This is a genomic window from Microbacterium sp. P5_E9 (assembly GCF_054049175.1).
In genome coordinates, this window is record NZ_JBFUMV010000004.1 from 121912 (window position 1) to 139588 (window position 17677).

The 17677-nt window shown below is 69.0% G+C and carries 17 protein-coding genes; 8 read left to right on the forward strand and 9 right to left on the reverse strand.

The genetic code is table 11. The features are described from left to right. The first annotated feature begins 66 nt into the window (after window positions 1-66). Window positions 67-561: a toxin-antitoxin system HicB family antitoxin gene (locus ACXJ3V_RS08540; RefSeq protein WP_457099862.1), complete on the forward strand. Its 495-nt coding sequence runs from the start codon at window positions 67-69 to the stop codon at window positions 559-561. Continuing rightward, a complete protein-coding gene (locus tag ACXJ3V_RS08545) occupies window positions 558-1424 on the forward strand; it encodes a DUF4097 family beta strand repeat-containing protein (protein WP_457099863.1) in 867 nt (288 codons plus the stop codon). Before ACXJ3V_RS08540 ends, ACXJ3V_RS08545 begins: the two co-directional genes overlap by 4 nt. Window positions 1425-1481: 57 nt before the next feature. Here the strand turns inward: ACXJ3V_RS08545 and sufU are convergent, their stop codons facing one another. The 6 genes from sufU to ACXJ3V_RS08575 all read right to left on the reverse strand — a co-directional run bounded on the left by sufU (window position 1482) and on the right by ACXJ3V_RS08575 (window position 9486). Next, entirely contained in the window at window positions 1482-1949 is a 468-nt protein-coding gene (gene sufU, locus ACXJ3V_RS08550; RefSeq protein ID WP_457099864.1) for a Fe-S cluster assembly sulfur transfer protein SufU, read from the reverse strand. Then, window positions 1946-3259 (reverse strand): SufS family cysteine desulfurase, encoded by a 1314-nt coding sequence (locus ACXJ3V_RS08555; protein ID WP_457099865.1) that lies wholly within the window; start codon window positions 3257-3259, stop codon window positions 1946-1948. The genes sufU and ACXJ3V_RS08555 overlap by 4 nt, the downstream gene beginning before the upstream one ends. A gap of 39 nt (window positions 3260-3298) precedes the next feature. Next, entirely contained in the window at window positions 3299-5305 is a 2007-nt protein-coding gene (locus tag ACXJ3V_RS08560; RefSeq protein WP_457099975.1) for an APC family permease, read from the reverse strand. 193 nt (window positions 5306-5498) lie between these two features. Continuing rightward, window positions 5499-6734: an amidohydrolase gene (locus ACXJ3V_RS08565; RefSeq protein WP_457099866.1), complete on the reverse strand. Its 1236-nt coding sequence runs from the start codon at window positions 6732-6734 to the stop codon at window positions 5499-5501. A gap of 34 nt (window positions 6735-6768) precedes the next feature. Further along, entirely contained in the window at window positions 6769-7779 is a 1011-nt protein-coding gene (locus ACXJ3V_RS08570; RefSeq protein ID WP_457099867.1) for a LacI family DNA-binding transcriptional regulator, read from the reverse strand. A gap of 27 nt (window positions 7780-7806) precedes the next feature. Continuing rightward, complete coding sequence (locus ACXJ3V_RS08575; RefSeq protein ID WP_457099868.1) at window positions 7807-9486, reverse strand: glycoside hydrolase family 13 protein; 1680 nt, start codon at window positions 9484-9486, stop codon at window positions 7807-7809. 77 nt (window positions 9487-9563) lie between these two features. On the opposite strand from ACXJ3V_RS08575, the gene ACXJ3V_RS08580 reads away from it, so the two are divergent. Continuing rightward, window positions 9564-10082, forward strand: a complete 519-nt coding sequence (locus tag ACXJ3V_RS08580; RefSeq protein ID WP_457099869.1) for an adenine phosphoribosyltransferase — start codon at window positions 9564-9566, stop codon at window positions 10080-10082. A gap of 10 nt (window positions 10083-10092) precedes the next feature. On the opposite strand, the gene ACXJ3V_RS08585 is transcribed toward ACXJ3V_RS08580, so the two are convergent. Continuing rightward, entirely contained in the window at window positions 10093-11025 is a 933-nt protein-coding gene (locus ACXJ3V_RS08585) for a 2-hydroxyacid dehydrogenase (RefSeq protein ID WP_457099870.1), read from the reverse strand. An 89-nt stretch (window positions 11026-11114) separates the two neighbouring features. On the opposite strand from ACXJ3V_RS08585, the gene ACXJ3V_RS08590 reads away from it, so the two are divergent. Beyond that, window positions 11115-11549, forward strand: coding sequence for a DUF1761 domain-containing protein (locus ACXJ3V_RS08590; protein ID WP_457099871.1), 435 nt, complete (start codon window positions 11115-11117; stop codon window positions 11547-11549). A gap of 68 nt (window positions 11550-11617) precedes the next feature. On the opposite strand, the gene purQ is transcribed toward ACXJ3V_RS08590, so the two are convergent. Next, a complete protein-coding gene (gene purQ / locus ACXJ3V_RS08595) occupies window positions 11618-12325 on the reverse strand; it encodes a phosphoribosylformylglycinamidine synthase subunit PurQ (RefSeq protein WP_457099872.1) in 708 nt (235 codons plus the stop codon). Then, a complete protein-coding gene (purS, locus tag ACXJ3V_RS08600; protein ID WP_457099873.1) occupies window positions 12322-12570 on the reverse strand; it encodes a phosphoribosylformylglycinamidine synthase subunit PurS in 249 nt (82 codons plus the stop codon). The genes purQ and purS overlap by 4 nt, the downstream gene beginning before the upstream one ends. 282 nt (window positions 12571-12852) lie before the next feature. Here purS and ACXJ3V_RS08605 point away from each other — a divergent pair, with 282 nt between their 5' ends. The 4 genes from ACXJ3V_RS08605 to ACXJ3V_RS08620 all read left to right on the forward strand — a co-directional run bounded on the left by ACXJ3V_RS08605 (window position 12853) and on the right by ACXJ3V_RS08620 (window position 17657). Continuing rightward, complete coding sequence (locus tag ACXJ3V_RS08605) at window positions 12853-14127, forward strand: ABC transporter substrate-binding protein (protein ID WP_457099874.1); 1275 nt, start codon at window positions 12853-12855, stop codon at window positions 14125-14127. 82 nt (window positions 14128-14209) lie between these two features. Continuing rightward, a complete protein-coding gene (locus ACXJ3V_RS08610; RefSeq protein WP_457099875.1) occupies window positions 14210-15232 on the forward strand; it encodes a carbohydrate ABC transporter permease in 1023 nt (340 codons plus the stop codon). Continuing rightward, a complete protein-coding gene (locus ACXJ3V_RS08615; protein WP_457099876.1) occupies window positions 15229-16146 on the forward strand; it encodes a carbohydrate ABC transporter permease in 918 nt (305 codons plus the stop codon). The genes ACXJ3V_RS08610 and ACXJ3V_RS08615 overlap by 4 nt, the downstream gene beginning before the upstream one ends. 41 nt (window positions 16147-16187) lie before the next feature. Beyond that, complete coding sequence (locus ACXJ3V_RS08620; RefSeq protein ID WP_457099877.1) at window positions 16188-17657, forward strand: glycoside hydrolase family 1 protein; 1470 nt, start codon at window positions 16188-16190, stop codon at window positions 17655-17657. Window positions 17658-17677: the final 20 nt, after the last annotated feature.

Here is a 17677-nt window from a genome sequence, read left to right on the forward strand (position 1 = left end):
GCGGAGGCATGCGTTGTGATGGAATTGTGATGTCCAACGACGTCAAAATAGTGTCACAATGACGTCATGCAGATCTCAACGCATGTCGAAGCGCTCCAGCGACAGCTGATGGCGACCGCCGCCGCCGGCACCACCGAGACGGAGGAGATCGCGGGCAGGCTCGTCGTCGCCCTCGATGCGTCGGCGCGGGTCGCGATCCTCGAGGCGCTGTCCGAGGCCGCCGCCGAGATCACTCGCGACCTCGCCCCCGGCGCCGTCGACGTTCGCCTGCGCGGACGTGACGTCGAGTTCGTGGTGAGCCGTCCGGCGGCCATCCTCGACGCTCAAGCGTCTCATCCCCCGCCGCGGGCGGGCACGGCGGGGGATGAGACGGATGACGGGACCGCCGCGCGCACCACCCTCCGGTGGCCCGACTCGCTCAAGAGCCGCGCCGAGGCCGCCGCCGCGAGTGAAGGCCTCTCCCTGAACACCTGGCTCGTCCGCGCGGTCGGTGCCGCGCTCGATCCCCGCCCGGTCGTGCGGGAGAGCAGCGGCTCGACCTTCTCGGGGTGGGTCCGTTGACCAGCTTCGCTGTCACGGGCGTCGGGGAGGTGCGCGTCGACATCCAGATGGGCCGCGTCGAAGTCCTCGCCGCGGCGCGGGATGACATCTCGGTCTCCGTGCTGCCCAGCAACCCGCGGCGGGCCGGAGACCGCTCGGCCGCGGAAGCGGTCCGGGTGGAGCGGATCGGGCAGACGGTCGTTGTGACGGGTCCGTTCCGGATGAACCTCTTCGGGCCGGGGGACTCGATCGACGTCGTCGTGGAGGTGCCCGAGGCATCCGTCGCCGACGTCGAGGTGAAGTACGGCTCTGCCCGTCTCACCGGTGCCCTCGGTCCCGTTCGCGCGGTGGTTGGGTACGGCGACCTCACCGTCGACCGGGCCGAGCGGCTCGAGGTGAAGGGCGGCCACGGGGAGTTCCGCATCGGCCGGGTCAGCGGCGACGCCGACTTCACCTTCAAGTCAGGTTCGGCGCGCCTCACCCACGTCGGCGGCGGCCTTCGGATCAAGGGGTCCGACGGTCCGATCGTCGTGGACTCGGTCGCAGGGTCGGTCGACGCGGTCACCTCGAGCGGATCGATGGAGTTCGGCACGCTGTCGTCGGGGGCGACGATGCGTTCGGCGTACGGTGCCGTGCGGGTCCGGGACATCGTCCGCGGCGCGGTGCGGGTCGACGGCTCCTACGGGTCGGTCGATGTCGGCGTACGGCAGGGCACGGCCGTCTGGGTCGATGCGACCGCGCAGCACGGCGTCGTCCGCACCGACCTCGCGGCGGACGCAGGCCCCGTCGAGGGCGAGGACACCGTCGAACTGCGCATCCGCACGGGTTACGGCTCGATCGCGATCCACCGTTCCGACACCCGCGCCTCGGAGGAGAAGTCATGACCTCCGCCATCTGGGTGCGAGCGCCGCTGGCGTCCGACCGCTCTGCGCGCGCTGCGGTCAGGCGCGGCTGAGGGCGTCCTCGAACGCGACCCAGGCGAGCATCGCGCACTTCACGCGCGCGGTGTACTTCGAGACGCCCGACAGCGCGGCGGCGTCGCCGAACGTGTCCTCATCGAGGTCGATCGTGCCGCGGGAGCGCAGCGCCTCGCGGAAGCCGTCGATGAGAGCGGATACCTCGGCCCGCGGCATCCGCTCCGTGCGCGGCACTCCATCCGGGTCGAGGCGTACGAGCTCCGCGAGCATCGAGGCGGACGCCTGCGAGATCGAGCAGCCCGCGCCCTCCCACGTGACGTCGCGGACGGCGTCGCCCTCGACGCGGACCCGGACGGTGATCTCGTCGCCGCAGATCGGGTTGCGCTGGTGCGAGGTGGCGGAGCCGGCCTCGTCGTCGGCGAGCCCGAAGCCGACCTTGCGCTTGTAATGGTCGAGGATCAGCTCCTGATAGAGCGACTCGAGCCCGCTCATCGGCCGACCCCGAAGAACCCGCGCACCCCGGCGACCGCTTCGAGCAGCAGGTCGATCTCGGCTTCGGTGTTGTAGAGCGCGGCGCTCGCGCGCACCGAGGCGGTGAGTCCGAAGCGGCGGTGCAGCGGCTGGGCGCAGTGGTGCCCCACGCGCACGGCGATGCCCCGGGAGTCGAGGAACTGGCCGGCGTCGTGCGCGTGCACCCCGTCGACGTCGAAGGCGCACAGCGCGACGCGCTGCACTGCCTCCCCGGTCGCTGAGCTTGTCGAAGCGTCCCCGAGCAGGCGGATGCCGGGGATCGAGCGCAGCCCGTCGCGCAGCCGTCGCTCGAGGCGCTGCTCGTGGGCGTGCACCGAATCCATCCCGATCGCGTCGAGGTAGCGGATGGCGGCGGCGAGCCCGATCGCCTGCGAGACCGGCTGCGTGCCCGCCTCGAATCGCTGCGGCGGCGCGAGGTACTGCGCCTCGTCGAGGGTGACGGTCGTGATCATCGACCCGCCGGTGAGGAACGGGGGGAGCGCCGCGAGCACGTCACGGCGTCCGTACAGGCCGCCGATCCCGTAGGGCCCGAGCATCTTGTGGCCCGAGAACACGGCGAAATCGACGCCCAGCGCGGGGAGGTCGAGCGGCAGGTGCGGCGCGGACTGGCACGCGTCCAGCACGGTGAGGGCGCCGGCCGCCTGGGCGAGCGCGACGAGCTCGGCGACCGGGTTCACGATCCCGAGCACGTTCGACACGTGCGGGAACGCGACGACCCGGGTGCGCTCGCCGATGACGGATGCCGCGGCATCCATGTCGATCGTGCCGTCATCGTGCACTGGAATGTGCCGCAGCCTCGCGCCGGTGCGTGCAGCGAGCTCCTGCCACGGGATGAGGTTGGCGTGATGCTCGGACTCGGTGACCACCAGCTCGTCGCCCGGCGCGAGCGCGAGCCGGCGCGCGGCATCGCCGCCGCGACCGGCCGAGGCGTTGCCCAGCCCGTACGCGACGAGGTTGATGCCGGCGGTGGCGCCGCTCGTCCAGACCAGCTCATCCTCGGCGGCCCCGACGAACCGCGCGACGGTGGCCCTCGCATCCTCGAAAAGCTCGGTCGCCTCGGCGGCCAGCGTGTGCGCGCCACGGTGGACCGCGGCGTTGGACCGGGTGAGGAAGGCGACCTCCTCGGCGATCACCGCACGCGGCTTCTGGCTCGTCGCGGCGGAGTCGAGATACACCAGCGGCACGCCGTTCACGTGCTCGGCGAGGATCGGGAAGTCGGCTCGCAGCGACTCAGGGCGCAGCGACGCGGGCGCGGGCACGGTCGAGGTCATCCCTCCAGGCTACGCCGACGCGCCCGGGCCGGGGCCTCGCTACGTGCCCTCGGAGTCGGGTCCGGACTTCTTCGCGACCGGAATCGCGCCCGTGCTGGGGTCGAACGGACGCCCCGCTCGCTCCTGGCCGGGGAGCGGCCGGGAGCGCCGGCCGTAGATGAGCTCCGAGGAGTCCAGCAGCCAGGGCACGAGGGTGATCGTGACGCCGTGGATCAGCATGAGCTGCTGACCGATGCGGCCCGCGCGCCGGTTGTGCAGGAGCGACTCCCACCAGTGCCCGACGATGTACTGCGGCAGGTACACGGTGATCACGGTCGAGCCGTGCTTCTCGCGGTACACCTTGATGAATTCGGCGACGGGCTGCGCGTAATAGCGGTACGGCGACTCGATGATCACGAGCGGGATCGGCATCCCGTGCTTCTCCCACTCCTTCTGCAGCGACCTGGCCTCCTCCTTCGTGACGGCGACGTGGAGCGCGATCGTCTTGTCGTGACGGGCGGCGAGGGCGTAGTCRATCGCCTTCACCACCGGCTTCTGCAGGCGGTTCACAAGGATCAGGGCGACGTCGCCGGACGACCCGAAGTGCATCCGGTCGTCCATCTCGATCTCGTGCTCGACGTCGCGGTAGTAGCGGTTCACGCCGATCATCAGGACCGCCAGGATCGGGATCGCGATGAACACCAGGTAGGCGCCGTGGGTGAACTTCGTGATCGTCACGATGACGAGCACTGACACCGTCATGGTGGCGCCGAGGGTGTTGATGATGAGCCTGCGGATCGTGCTGCGCCGCTCGAGGACTGCCGACCGCTGCCGCTGGGCGTCGGGCGGGAGCTTCTCGCGCATGTTCCGCAGTGCGCGTTTCCAGTGGCGCACCATGCCGATCTGGCCGAGCGAGAACGACACGAAGACGCCGATGATGTAGAGCTGGATCAGGGTCGTGAGGTTCGCCTGGTAGATGATCAGCACGCCGATCGCGACGATCCCCAGGATGATCATGCCGTTGGAGTAGACCAGGCGGTCGCCGCGGGTGTTCAGCGCCTTGGGCGCATAACCGTCGCGGGCGAGCACCGAGCCCAGCAGCGGGAAGCCGTTGAACGCGGTGTTGGCCGCGAGGAGGAGCACGGCCGCCGTCGCCGCCTGGATGACGTAGAACGGGATCGACCCCATGCCGAAGGTGGCCGACGCCACCTGGGCCATCAGGCTGGGCTGCGGGTTTGCGCAGTCGAAGCCGATCAGGGTGCACGGATCCTCGGCGTAGTGCACGCCGGAGATGAGGGCGAGCGCCGTGAGTCCCGCGAACAGCAGCGCAGCGATCGTGCCCATGAGGGCCAGGGTGGTCTGGGCATTGCGGACCTTGGGCTTGCGGAAGGCGGGCACGCCGTTCGCGACGGCCTCGACGCCGGTGAGGGCGGAGCAGCCGCTGGAGAACGCCCGCAGCACGAGCAGGATGACCGCCGCCTGACCGAGGTTCTCGGCCTGCACGCCGTAGTCGTGGCTGGATGCCACCGGCGGATTGCCCAGGAGGGTCTGGGTGAGCCCGACGACGACCATGACCCCGACGGATCCGATGAACACGTAGGTCGGGATGGCGAAGAGGAGCGACGCCTCGCGCACTCCACGGAGGTTGACCACGACGATCAGGATCACGAACCCGACGGCGAGCTCGACCCTGCCGGGGTTCAGGAACGGCAACGCCGAGATGATGTTGTCGACGCCGGAGGCGACCGACACCGCGACGGTGAGCACGTAGTCGACGAGAAGTGCGGCTGCCACGACCACGCCCGGGACCTCGCCCAGGTTCTTGCTGGCGACCTCGTAGTCGCCGCCGCCCGAGGGATACGCCTTGATGAGCTGGCGGTAGCTGATCACCACGACGATGAGCAGCACCACGACGGCCGTCGCCACGTACGGGCTGAAGGAGAGGAACGCCAGTCCGCCGGTGAGCAGGATCATCAGCAGCTCCTGCGGCGCATACGCCACGGACGACAGTGCGTCGGAGGCGAAGATCGGCAGTGCCATCTTCTTCGGAAGCAGGTGGTCGTCCATCACTTCCGACGACAAAGGGTCGCCGATGAGGATGCGCTTCGCGATCGGGGAGTCAGCTGACCCGGGCTCGCGACTGTCGTTGGTCACGGCGGGCGAGACTACGCCCGTTCCGGCGGGTAAGCAATTCACCCGCGGGCGGGTCGCCGGTACCCGTGGGGAGGGCGGCCCAGGGGCGCGCGGTGGCGCCCCAGGGTCACCGAGCGTCGAGGAACTCCCGGGCGGCGACCGTGAGCGCGTCCACGCCGCGCTCGATCGTCGGATGCAGCACCGGCGCGAAGAACGGCGAATGGTTGGTCGGGATGTCGCGCTCGAGGGTGCCCGCCGTCACGGCATCCGCGTACTTCTGCGGGTCGACCCCGCCCCAGAACCAGTAGACGAGAGGAGCGCCGGCCTCGCGGGCGAACCACGAGACGTCCTCGCTGCCGGTGAACATGCCAGGGTCGATGACCGTCCCCTCCCCGAATGCGCGATCGAAGGCATCGGTGAGGCGGGCGGTGGCGGCCGCGTCGTTGATTGTCGGTGGCAGCGAGTGGTCGACGACGATCACGGGTGGCTCCTCCGCGCCGGAGGCCTGGGCCTCGGCGCGCACGACGCGCTCGACCTTCTCGAGGATGCGGGCGCGCGCGTCGTCGTCGGGGTACCGCAGGCTCAGCTCGAGCTTGGCCTCGGCCGGGATGATGTTGTTCTTGAGCCCCGCGTGGATAGAGCCGACCGTGACGACCGCGACATCCCGGGGGTCGACCTCGCGCGACACGATCGTCTGCAGCCGCATGACGGTGGCGGCTGCCATCACGACCGGATCGATCGTGGAGTGCGGGCGCGAGCCGTGGCCGCCGCGCCCGAGGAGGGTGACCGTCAGGCCGTCCGATGCCGCCATCTGGGTGCCGGGGCGCACGCCGATCGTGCCGGCTGGGAGTGGGGTGATGTGCTGACCGAGCACGATGTCGGGGCGGGGGAAGCGGTCGAGCACACCGTCCGCGATCATCGCCTGGGCGCCCTGGCCGTACTCCTCGGCCGGCTGGAACACGGTGACGACGGTGCCCGACCACGACCCGCGATCGGCGACGAGCCGCTCGAGCGCGCCCAGCATGGCGGTGATGTGCATGTCGTGCCCGCAGGCGTGCATCACCGGCACGTCGAGGCCGGCGGGGTCGGTGCCACGCGCCGTGCTCGCGTAGTCGAGGCCGGTGCGCTCGGCGACGGGGAGCGCATCGGTGTCGGCGCGCAGCCACACCACGGGACCCGGCTCGGCGTCGGAGCGCGCGTTGCGGATGACCGCAGCGATCCCGGTCCGTCCGATGCCCGCCTCGAACTCGATGCCGAGTGCGGTCAGATGCTCCGCGATGACGCCCGCGGTGCGGGTCTCCTGGAAGGAGAGCTCCGGATGCCGGTGCAGATCGGTGTAGATGGCTTCGAGGTCGAGAGACATGGCCCCGAGCCTACCCAGACGCTCCACATCCCCGTCAGGCCGGCGGCGGGCCCGTCGATCCGCGGACGATGAGCTCGAAGGGCAGGTCAGCGCGGGCGAGCGGCTCGCCGTGCTCGTCGAGCGCGGCAAGGATCGCCTCCGCGGCTCGTTCGCCCTGCCGGAGGGGGAACTGGTCGACCGTGGTCAGCCGGAAGAACTCGCCGAGCTCGTGGCCGTCGATGCCGACGATCGAGAGGTCCTCGGGGACGCGGCATCCGAGTTCCCGGGCGGCCAGGAGGGCGCCGATCGCCATCTCGTCGGAGGCCGCGAAGATCGCCGTGGGTCGCGCATCCGGCCGCTCCAGCAGGCGCCGCGCGGCGCGGAATCCGCCTTCGATGGTGTACTCGCCCGGCTGGAAGGGCGAGTCCATCGGGGGAATGCCGGCATCCGTCAGCACCTGCTCGAACCCGCGCCGTCGCTGGGTGGCGACGCGGAAGTCGCCCTCGAACTCGGGGCTGGCGCCGATGTGCGCGATGTCGCGGTGGCCGAGCGCGACGAGGTGATCGACGGCCAGACGCGCGACCGCGACCTCGTCGACCACGAGCGTCGTCAGTCCAGGGGTGGGGCCGCCGATCGCGATCACCGGGAGGCCGATCTCGAGCAGCCACTCGGTCTCCTCGGCGCCCAGGTCGATCGAGATCGCGATCATCCCGTCGACCCGCCGGCGGCGCACGAAGGTCTCGAGGATCTCGCTGCGCTGCGCCAGGTCCGCCGTCAGCGTGTAGAGGGTGATGTCGTACCCATGCCGCTGCAGGGCTGTGGCGGTGCCGCTGAGCACGGTGCTGAAGAACCAGCTGTTGACGAACGGCACGAGCACACCGATGTTGCGGTTGCGGCCCGAGGCGAGGCTCGACGCCGACGCCGACACGACATAGCCGAGGCGCTTCGCGGCCGCTTCGACCCGCGCGCGGGTGGCGGCGGCGACGGGCCCACGTCCGCTCAGGGTGCGAGAGACGGTGGCCGTCGACACGCCGGACGCGCGAGCGACCTCGTCGATGCTCACCATGGGCGGTTCCTCAACAGCTCCCCTACGTCAGACCGAGAGCCACACCGCCGTGTCGACGGGCAGCGAGGAGCCGGAGAACGGCTCACTCGCCGCGATCACCGTGCCGCCGGGAAGGGCGACCGGCTTCGCGCCGAGGTTTGCAACGACCGTCACATTCCCATTCCGGAATGCGATGACGTCCGCGCCGAGCCCATCGATCCACTCGACCGTCCCTGCGCCGAGACCGCGTGCGCGACGAGCGGCGAGGAGCGTGCGATAGAGCGAAAGGGTCGATGCTGGATCCTTCGCCTGCACCGAACGCGCGAGGGCGGCCCACTCGGCGGGCTGGGGCAGCCATGACGCGCCGTCTGGGCTGAACCCATAGGCAGGGGCATCGGCGCTCCACGGGATCGGCACCCGGCAGCCGTCACGGCCGTAGCGCTCGCCGCCGCTGCGGAACCAGGTCGGGTCCTGGCGCACATCGTCGGCGAGTTCGACGACCTCGGGCAGGCCGAGCTCCTCGCCCTGGTAGAGGTACGCCGAGCCGGGCAGTCCGAGCATCACGGTCGTCGCGGCACGCGCCCGGCGCAGGCCGACTTCCGCGATGGGCTTGCCGGGTGACTTCGGTCCGATGCCGGTCCCCTGGGGGCTCTCCGCAGTCAGGGCCAGCCGCGATGCGTGCCGCACGACGTCGTGGTTGGAGAGCACCCACGTGCTCGGAGCGCCGACGGCGCCGAAGGCCTGCAGCGACCCGTCGATCACCGTGCGCATGGCCGCGGCATCCCACCCAGTCAGCAGGTAGGGGAAGTTGAACGCCTGATGCAGCTCGTCGGGGCGCACCCACAGCGCGGTCTGCTCAGGAGTCGGGAGCCATGCCTCGGCGCACAGCGCGCGGTCGCCGTCGTACTCGGCGAGCACGCGGTGCCATTCGCGGAAGATCTCGTGGACGCCGTCCTGGGCCCAGTAGGGCACGTTCTCGTCGGCGCCGCCCATCGAGTCGGTGTCGGCAGGCGGGATGTAGTCGGGGAGCCCTTCCGTCTTGACGAGGCCGTGCGCGACATCCACCCGGAAGCCGTCCGTGCCGCGGTCGAGCCAGAAGCGCAGGATCCGGCGGAACTCCGCGTGCACCTCTGGGTTGGACCAGTCGAAGTCGGGCTGCGTCACGTCGAACAGGTGCAGATACCACTGGCCCGGCTGCCCGTCGGCCTCGATGACGCGCGTCCACGCGGCACCGCCGAAGACCGACTCCCAGTTGTTCGGCGGCAGCTCACCCTGCGTGCCCTCGCCCTCGCGGAAGAGGTAACGCGCGCGTTCGGGACTTCCCGGGCCGGCGGCGAGGGCCTGCTGGAACCACTCGTGCTGATCGGACGAGTGGTTCGGCACCAGATCGATGACGACGCGAATGCCGCGGGCATGCGCCTGCGCGAGCATCTCGTCGAAGTCGCCCAGGGTGCCGAAGAGCGGGTCCACGTCGCAGTAGTCGGCGACGTCGTAGCCGGCGTCCTTCTGGGGCGATCGCTGGAAGGGGCTCAGCCACAGCGCGTCGACGCCGAGGGCCGCGAGGTCGTCCAGATGCGCCGTCACGCCGGGGAGATCGCCGATGCCGTCGCCGGAGGCGTCGGCGAACGACCGCGGGTAGATCTGGTAGATGACGGCGGTGCGCCACCACTCCGCGCCTGAAACGGGGGGTGCGCTGGCGGCGAGGGCGACAGTGTCCGGTGAGGTCATGGACCCAGGCTAGTGCAAACGCTTACATTCCTCGCCGGTCGACGGCTGAGAACATGTTGCGCGGCTAAGGTTGGCGCGTGTCCACCGCCTCCCTCGCGCATGCCGAGTCCCTGATCGTGACGATCCCCGACTATCCCGAGCCGGGCGTGCTGTTCCGTGACATCACCCCGCTTCTCGCGGACGCCCGGGCCTTCCGCTCCGTGATCGATGCCATGATCGAGCCCTTCGCCGGCCAGTTCGATGTCGTAGCGGGGATCGAGGCGCGCGGGTTCCTGCTCGCCGGCGCCGTGGCGATCGCGGCTGAGGTGGGGCTGGTGCCGATCCGCAAAGCCGGCAAGCTGCCTCGGCCCGCGGCATCGGTCTCGTATGACCTCGAATACGGCTCCGCCACGATCGAGGCCCACGATGACATCGCCGACGGCACCCGGGTGCTGCTCGTCGACGATGTGCTGGCGACCGGCGGCACGCTGTGCGCGGCGCACGAGCTGATCGCAGCGCTCGGCGGCACGGTCATCGGCACGACGGTGCTGATGGAGCTCGAGGCGCTGGGCGGCCGCGCCGCCGTCGGCGACGTGCACTCGCTGTTCTTCGGCTGAGATCGCCCGCTCAGCCGGAAATCACAACGTTGACCGGGGGTTCTCCGGCCTGCATCCGCTCGATCTGGGTGCGTACGAGCCGCGCGATCCGCGGGCGCATGGCGCTCGACGCACCGCCCACGTGGGGCGAGATGAGCACGCCAGGCAGACCCCACAGCGGGTGCCCGGCGGGCAGCGGCTCCGGGTCTGTGACATCCAGCGCGGCCCGGATGCGGCCACGGCGCACATGGTCGACGAGGGCATCGGTGTCGATGAGCGGGCCACGGCCGACGTTGACCACGAGCGCACCATCGGGGAGAGCTGCGAGGAACCCGTCGTCCACGATGTGCCGCGTCCGGTCCCCACCGGGGAGGGTCAGGATGACGATCTCGGCGTGGGGCAGCAGCGCGGGGAGTTCGTCGACGCCGTGCACCGGCATCCCGTCCTCCTCGCGCGCTCGACTCGCCACCGCGGTGACCGTCACCTCGAAGGGCTCCAGACGTGCGGCGACGGCCTTGCCAACGCCGCCGTAGCCCAGCAGCAGCACACGTCGGTCGGCGAGACTCTGGGTGAAGGCGGGTGCCCACACGCCATTGGCGGTGTCGACCGCGAACCGGTCGATGTGGCGCTGCGCCGCGATCGTCAGCCCGAGCGCGAGCTCGGCGGTGGAGGTCTCGTGCACGCTCGCGGCATTCGCGAACGGCAGTCCCTGCGGAAGGAGCCGGTCCACGCCCTCGAAGCCGATCGACTGACCCTGCACGAGTCCGACGCGCACGCCTTCGAGCCGCTCGAGCACCCGCGCCATGCTCATGTACGGCGGCACGACGATGTCGAACGCCTGCCGGGGCGATGGGCCGTCCATCGGCCAGACGACGACCTCCACCCCGTCGGGGAGATCGCCGAGATCGGCGGCCAGATCGGCGGTCGGGACCGAGACGACGAGCGGAAGGATGCTGTGGCTCACGGTTCCACGGTAGCGGCGCGCTGTGGTCGGGGGGTCGCCCTGCGGCGGTACGCTCCGGGCAGCGGCGGGTGTCCGCACAGGAGGCGACGATGCAGGTTCCCGAGATCAACTACTGGGCAGTGCTGCTTGCCACCGCTTCGACGATGGTGGTCGGCTTCGTCTGGTACACCCCGAAGGTGTTCGGCACGCGCTGGGCCAAGCTCGCGAACGTCGACATGGACCGGCCAGGCGCATCGGCGGTCGTGCCGATCCTGGTGACGCTCTTCGTCAGCTTCGTCTCGGCGTGGGTGCTCGCCGGCGCCGTCGACATCTCCTGGCACTTCTATGGCGGATCGTTCCTGTGGTCGTCGATCGCGACCGGTGTGATCCTGTGGGCGGGCTTCACCGCGGCGCGGTTCATCACGCACGACGCGTTCGAGGGACGACCGACGTCGCTGACCGTGCTCAACATCGCGCACGAACTCGTGACCTTCGTGGTGATGGCGCTCATCATCGGCGTCTGGCCGCCCGCCGGCACCGTCTGAGCTTGTGCGGTCGCTGAGCTTGTCGAAGCGTCCGCGGCCCTTCGACAGGCTCAGGGACCGCTTTGGCGCTAGGMGGCGGCGGCGACCACGGCGGCGATCGCCGAGGTGAAGAAGCCGAGGCCGTCGATGCCGGAGCGCATCGCTTCGCGCGTGTCCGGGCCGAAGCCCGACTCCACAGCGTGCTCGGGGTGCGGCATGAGGCCGACGACGTTGCCGCGCTGGTTGGTGAGCCCCGCGATGTCGTCGAGCGAGCCGTTCGGGTTGACGCCGACGTAGCGGAAGGCGACGAGACCTTCGCCGTCGATGAGCGCCAGGGTCTCGGCATCCGCGATGTATCCGCCATCGGCGTTCTTCAGCGGAATGACGATCTCCTGGCCCTGCGTGAACTCGCTCGTCCAGGCCGTGGAGGCGTTCTCGACGCGCAGGCGCTGATCGCGGCGGATGAACTGCTGGTGCGCGTTGCGGATCAGACCGCCGGGAAGCAGGTGCGCTTCCACGAGCATCTGGAAGCCGTTGCAGATGCCCAGGACCGGCATGCCGGCGGCCGCAGCATCCTTCACCTCCGCCATGATCGGCGCGCGCGCGGCGATCGCGCCGGCCCGCAGGTAGTCGCCGTAGCTGAACCCGCCGGGCAGCACGAGCGCGTCGACTCCCTCGAGGTCGTGCGAGCCGTGCCAGAGCGCCACCGGCTCAGCGCCGGCGACGGCGATCGCGCGCTGCGCGTCGCGGTCGTCGAGCGAACCCGGGAACGTGATGACCCCGATGCGTACGGTCATTCGACGACCTCGATGCCCACCACATCCTCGATCACGGAGTTGGAGAGGATCTCGTCGGCGATGTTCCGCGCCACGGCGAGCACCTCCTCGGTCACCTCGCCGTCGACCGCGAGCTCGAACCGCTTGCCGATGCGGACACCCCCGAATCCTTCGACACCGAGGCGCGCGAGAGCACCGGCGACGGCCTTTCCCTGCGGGTCCAGCAGCTCGGCCTTGGGCATGACGTCGACGACGATGGTGGGCATTGAGGAGCTCCGGATGTCGCGGGAAGGGGTTCCCCCCAGTCTACGGCCCGCGGCTCCCCCGCCCGGATGCGATGCCTTCCCACCCCGCAAGACCGGCAATCGGACCGTGATGCAACCGTGACATTTCCATGGGAGCGCTCCCTTGACTTTCGTGGGAGCGCTCCCGTACCGTGAGTCTMCACGCCTTGGGAACGCTCCCACGGACAACGATCCCGGGTCACCCGGCCGGGGATCGAGCACCCTGCAACACATCTCCGACCCTGACCACACAAAGGAGTGACAGTGAATTCACATGCCTTCCGCAGGACCGCGGTGGCGGTCGCCGCCATCTCGGCTTCCGCAATCGTGCTCGCCGGCTGCGCCGGCAGCGCCGGCGACGACTCGTCCGCCGACTCGGACGAGCAGATCACGCTCACAATCGACACGTTCAACAACTTCGGGTACACCGATGAGCTCCTCCAGGAGTACATGGACGACCACCCGAACGTGAAGATCGTCCACAACATCGCCGCGACGAGCGACGACCAGCGCGCGAACTTCTTCGCGAAGCTCGGCAAGTCCGGTCTCGCCGACATCGAGGCGATCGACGTCGACTGGTTCCAGGAGGCCATGCAGTACTCCGACCTCCTTGCCGAGGTGCCGGACGACCTGAAGGGTCGCTGGCTCGACTGGAAGGAAGCGGCGGCCACCGACGCCGACGGCCGGCTTGTCGGCTTCGGCACCGACATCGGCCCGCAGAGCATCTGCTACCGCGCCGATCTCTTCGAGGCGGCCGGACTGCCGAGCACGCCCGATGAGGTTGCCACGCTGTTCGACGGCGACTGGGACAACTTCTTCGACGTCGCCGACAAGTACAAGGCAGCCACCGGCAAGCCGATGATCGACGCGGCCAACGCGATCACCCAGGGCGTGTTCAACCAGATCGAGTACACCTACACGAAGGAGGACGGCACGGTCATCGCGACCGAGAACCCCGACGTGCGTGCGGCCTACGACCTGCTGGTTGACCGTGCCATCCCCAACTCCGCGTATGCGACCCAGTGGAACGACGACTGGACCGCTTCGCAGGCAAATGGTGAGTTCGCGACCATGCTGTGCCCCGGCTGGATGCACGGCATCATCTCGGGCAACGCGCCTGACGTGACCGGCTGGAACATCGCCGACGCGTTCCCGAATGGCGGCGGCAACTGGGGTGGCTCCTACCTGACCATCCCGGCGAACGGCGCCAACGTCGCGGCAGCAACCGAGCTCGCCGACTGGCTGACCAGCCCCGAGACGCAGATCAAGGCGTTCGTGAACGTCGGTGCGTTCCCGAGCCAGCCCGACGCGTACGAGAGCGCAGACCTGCTCGACTACAAGAACGCCTACTTCAACGACGCCCCCACGGGAGAGATCGGAATCAACCGCGCCAAGGCGGTCACCGTCGCTCCGTACAAGGACGCAAACTACTTCAAGTACCACGCCGCGCTTCAGAACGCGATCACCCGTGTCTTCGATGGTCTCGAAGACAAGGAGACCTCGTGGAACACCTGGGTAGCTGAAGTCAACGCTTTCTGAGTGACATCAAGTGCGGGCCGCGCGTCTTGCGCGCGGCCCGCACTTCCACCCCGCAATCAACCCCTTCGATCGGAGCCCCAGCGTGACCGCGACCGTAACGCGCGAACCAGCGTCGCAGACGCCGCCACCATTGGAAAGGCCCGTCCGGGTCCTGTCGTTCAGCCAGCGGCTGAGCAAGTGGGACGTCAAGTTCTCGCCCTACCTCTACATCTCCCCGTTCTTCATCATCTTCGCGATCGTGGGTCTCTTCCCCATCGCGTACACCGCGGTCATCTCGTTCCAGGACTGGGACCTCATCCGCAACAAGGGGACCTTCATCGGGTTCGACCAGTACATCTGGATCCTGAACAACCCTCAGTTCTGGACCGCGCTGCGCAACACCTTCAGCATCTTCGTGATTTCCGCAGTGCCCCAGCTCATCGCCGCCCTGTTCATCGCCGCGCTGCTCGACCGCAACATCCGGAACAAGACGTTCTGGCGCATGAGCGTGCTTGTCCCGTTCGTCATGGCCCCCGTCGCGGTCGCCCTGATCTTCGGCAACATGTTCGGCGACAACCACGGCTTCGTCAATGGCGTCCTCGCGAACCTCGGCATCTCGATCCCCTGGCACAAGAGCGTGTTCTGGAGTCACATCGCGATCGCGACGATGGTGAACTTCCGCTGGACGGGCTACAACACGCTGATCCTGCTCGCGGCGATGCAGGCGATCCCCCGTGACTACTACGAGGCGGCCACCGTCGACGGCGCAAACGCCTTCCGCCAGTTCACGGCCATCACGATTCCTTCACTGCGGCCGACGCTGATCTTCGTCATCATCACCTCGACGATCGGCGGACTGCAGATCTTCGACGAGCCGCGCATGTATGACACCACGGGTGAAGGCGGCCCTGCGCAGCAGTGGCTGACGATCACCCTGTTCCTCTACAAGATCGGGTGGGGCGAGTGGAACTTCGGTCGTGCCGCGGCGCTCGCCTGGATCCTGTTCCTCATCATCCTCGTCATCGGGCTCGTCAACCTGGCCGTGACGAGAGGCCTTGTCCGCGACGAAGGCGGACGCGGAGTCGTCGTGCGGCGCCGCTTCGGCCGGAAAGGATCCCAGCGATGACCGCTCTCGGCACACCGCCCCTTGCCACGATCTCGGAGGGCATTCCGAACGCCCGTGCTCGCCGTCGGCAGTACCGCACGAAGAAGATCCGAGGCGTGCGCGCCGGAGCGTGGGTCTACATCGGGCTCGCTGTCGTGCTCGTCGCCTCGCTGTTCCCCTTCTACTGGTCGCTTCTGATCGGCTCGGGGGACGCCCAGACCATCAACGACCCGAACATGTCGTGGCTGCCCGGCGGCAATTTCATCGCGAATGCCATCGAGGTCGTGAACAACCCGGCGGTCAACTTCTGGACTGCACTGTGGAACTCGATCTACAGCTCGGCCCTGATCGCAGCATCCGTCGTCATCTTCTCGACGCTCGCCGGCTGGGCGTTTGCGAAGCTGAGGTTCCGTGGCAGCAAGGCCCTGCTGGTCTTCGTGGTCGCGACCATGGCCGTGCCGATGCAGCTCGGCGTCGTGCCGCTCTACATCCTGTTCGCCGACATCGGCTGGACGGGCAACATCGGAGCGATCATCATTCCGTCGCTCACCAGCGCCTTCGGCGTCTTCTGGATGACGCAGTACCTCACTCAGGCGGTGCCCGATGAGCTCATCGAGGCGGCACGCATGGATGGGGCATCCCAGCTCCGCACGTTCTGGACGATCGGCGTGGTCGCTGCCCGACCGGCCGCCGCGATGCTCGGGCTCTTCACGTTCGTCTCGGCTTGGAACAACTTCTTCTGGCCGTTCATCGTGCTGGACCGTCGCGATCCCACGCTTCCCGTCGCGCTGTCGCTGCTGCAGGCGAACTACTTCGTCGACTACTCGATCGTGCTTGCGGGTGTCCTTCTCGCGACCATCCCCCTCCTGATCCTGTTCCTGTTCGCCGGCAAGCAGCTCGTCAGCGGCATCATGGCGGGGGCGGTGAAAGGATGACCCTGACCGATCCCTCGATCACGAGAGAGGACTCCGCCCGAATGAGCGCGAGCACCACCCGGCCCTTCCCGTCCAACTTCCTGTTCGGCGCAGCAACCGCTGCCTACCAGATCGAGGGCGCGGCACACGAGGATGGCCGTCGCGACTCGATCTGGGATGCGTTCAGCCGCGTACCGGGCGCCGTCATCAACGCCGACAACGGCGATATCGCGTGCGACCACTATCACCGGTACGAGGGTGACGTCGCGCTGATGAAGCGCCTGGGACTGCAGACCTACCGGTTCTCCACCTCCTGGTCGCGCGTGCGCCCCGACGGCGGCGCGCTCAACCCGAAGGGCATCGACTTCTACAGTCGGCTCGTCGACGAGCTGCTGGATGCCGACATCCTCCCATGGCTGACGCTCTACCACTGGGACCTGCCCCAGGCGCTGCAGGAGAAGGGCGGCTGGACCGTCCGCGACACCGCGGAGCGGTTCACCGAGTACGCGCTCGACATGCATGATGCCCTCGGCGACCGGGTCAAGGTGTGGACGACCCTCAACGAGCCGTGGTGCTCGTCGTTCCTCTCCTATACCGCTGGCCTGCACGCGCCGGGTCACTACAGCGTGGCCGAGGGGCTGCTGTCGGCCCACCACCTGCTGCTCGGGCACGGCAAGGTCGTCGAGGCGCTGCGCGCCCGCGACGCGTCGCTCGACCTGGGGATCACGCTCAACTTCACGGTCGCCGAGCCCGCCGACCCGACCGAGCCCGCCGACGTGGATGCCGCCCGACGACTGGACGGACAGCACAACCGCTGGTTCCTCGACCTCGTTTTCCTCGGCGCGTACCCCGCTGACATCGTCGAGGACATCCGCGTCGTGGATGCCGACGCGGTCGCCGCCCTCGAGGCGGCGATCCTGCCCGGTGACCTCGAGACGATCGCGACGCGGATCGACGCGCTCGGCGTGAACTACTACCACGGCGACCTCGTGGGCGGACGCCCTCCGGCGAACCCGCCGCAGGGCGGCGACGCGCCGACCGATCGAGAGGGACGCTCGCCGTTCCCCTCCTTCGAGGGCATCCACAACTACGAGCGCGGACTGCCGCGCACCGGGATGAACTGGGAAGTCGAGCCGTCCGGGCTCACCCGCCTCCTCACGCGGATCTCCTCCGAGTACGCGGCCCCCGAAGGCACAGTCCTCTATGTGACCGAGAACGGCGCCGCGTACGACGATGAGGCGGTGGTCGAGGACGGAGTCGTCCGCGTGCACGACGAAGATCGCGTGGAGTTCCTGCGCGGACACCTCGGCGCCACCCTCGACGCGGCCGACGCCGGCGTCGATGTGCGCGGCTACTTCTACTGGTCGATGCTCGACAACTTCGAGTGGGCATGGGGCTACGAGAAGCGGTTCGGCATCGTCCGCGTCGACTACGACACCCAAGAACGCTCGGTCAAAGACAGCGGACGGGAATACGCTCGGATCATCGCCGAGCGGGCGCTGGACTCATCTCCGGCTTCCGTGGCCGGATAGCAGCCAGGGGTTCGCACTGA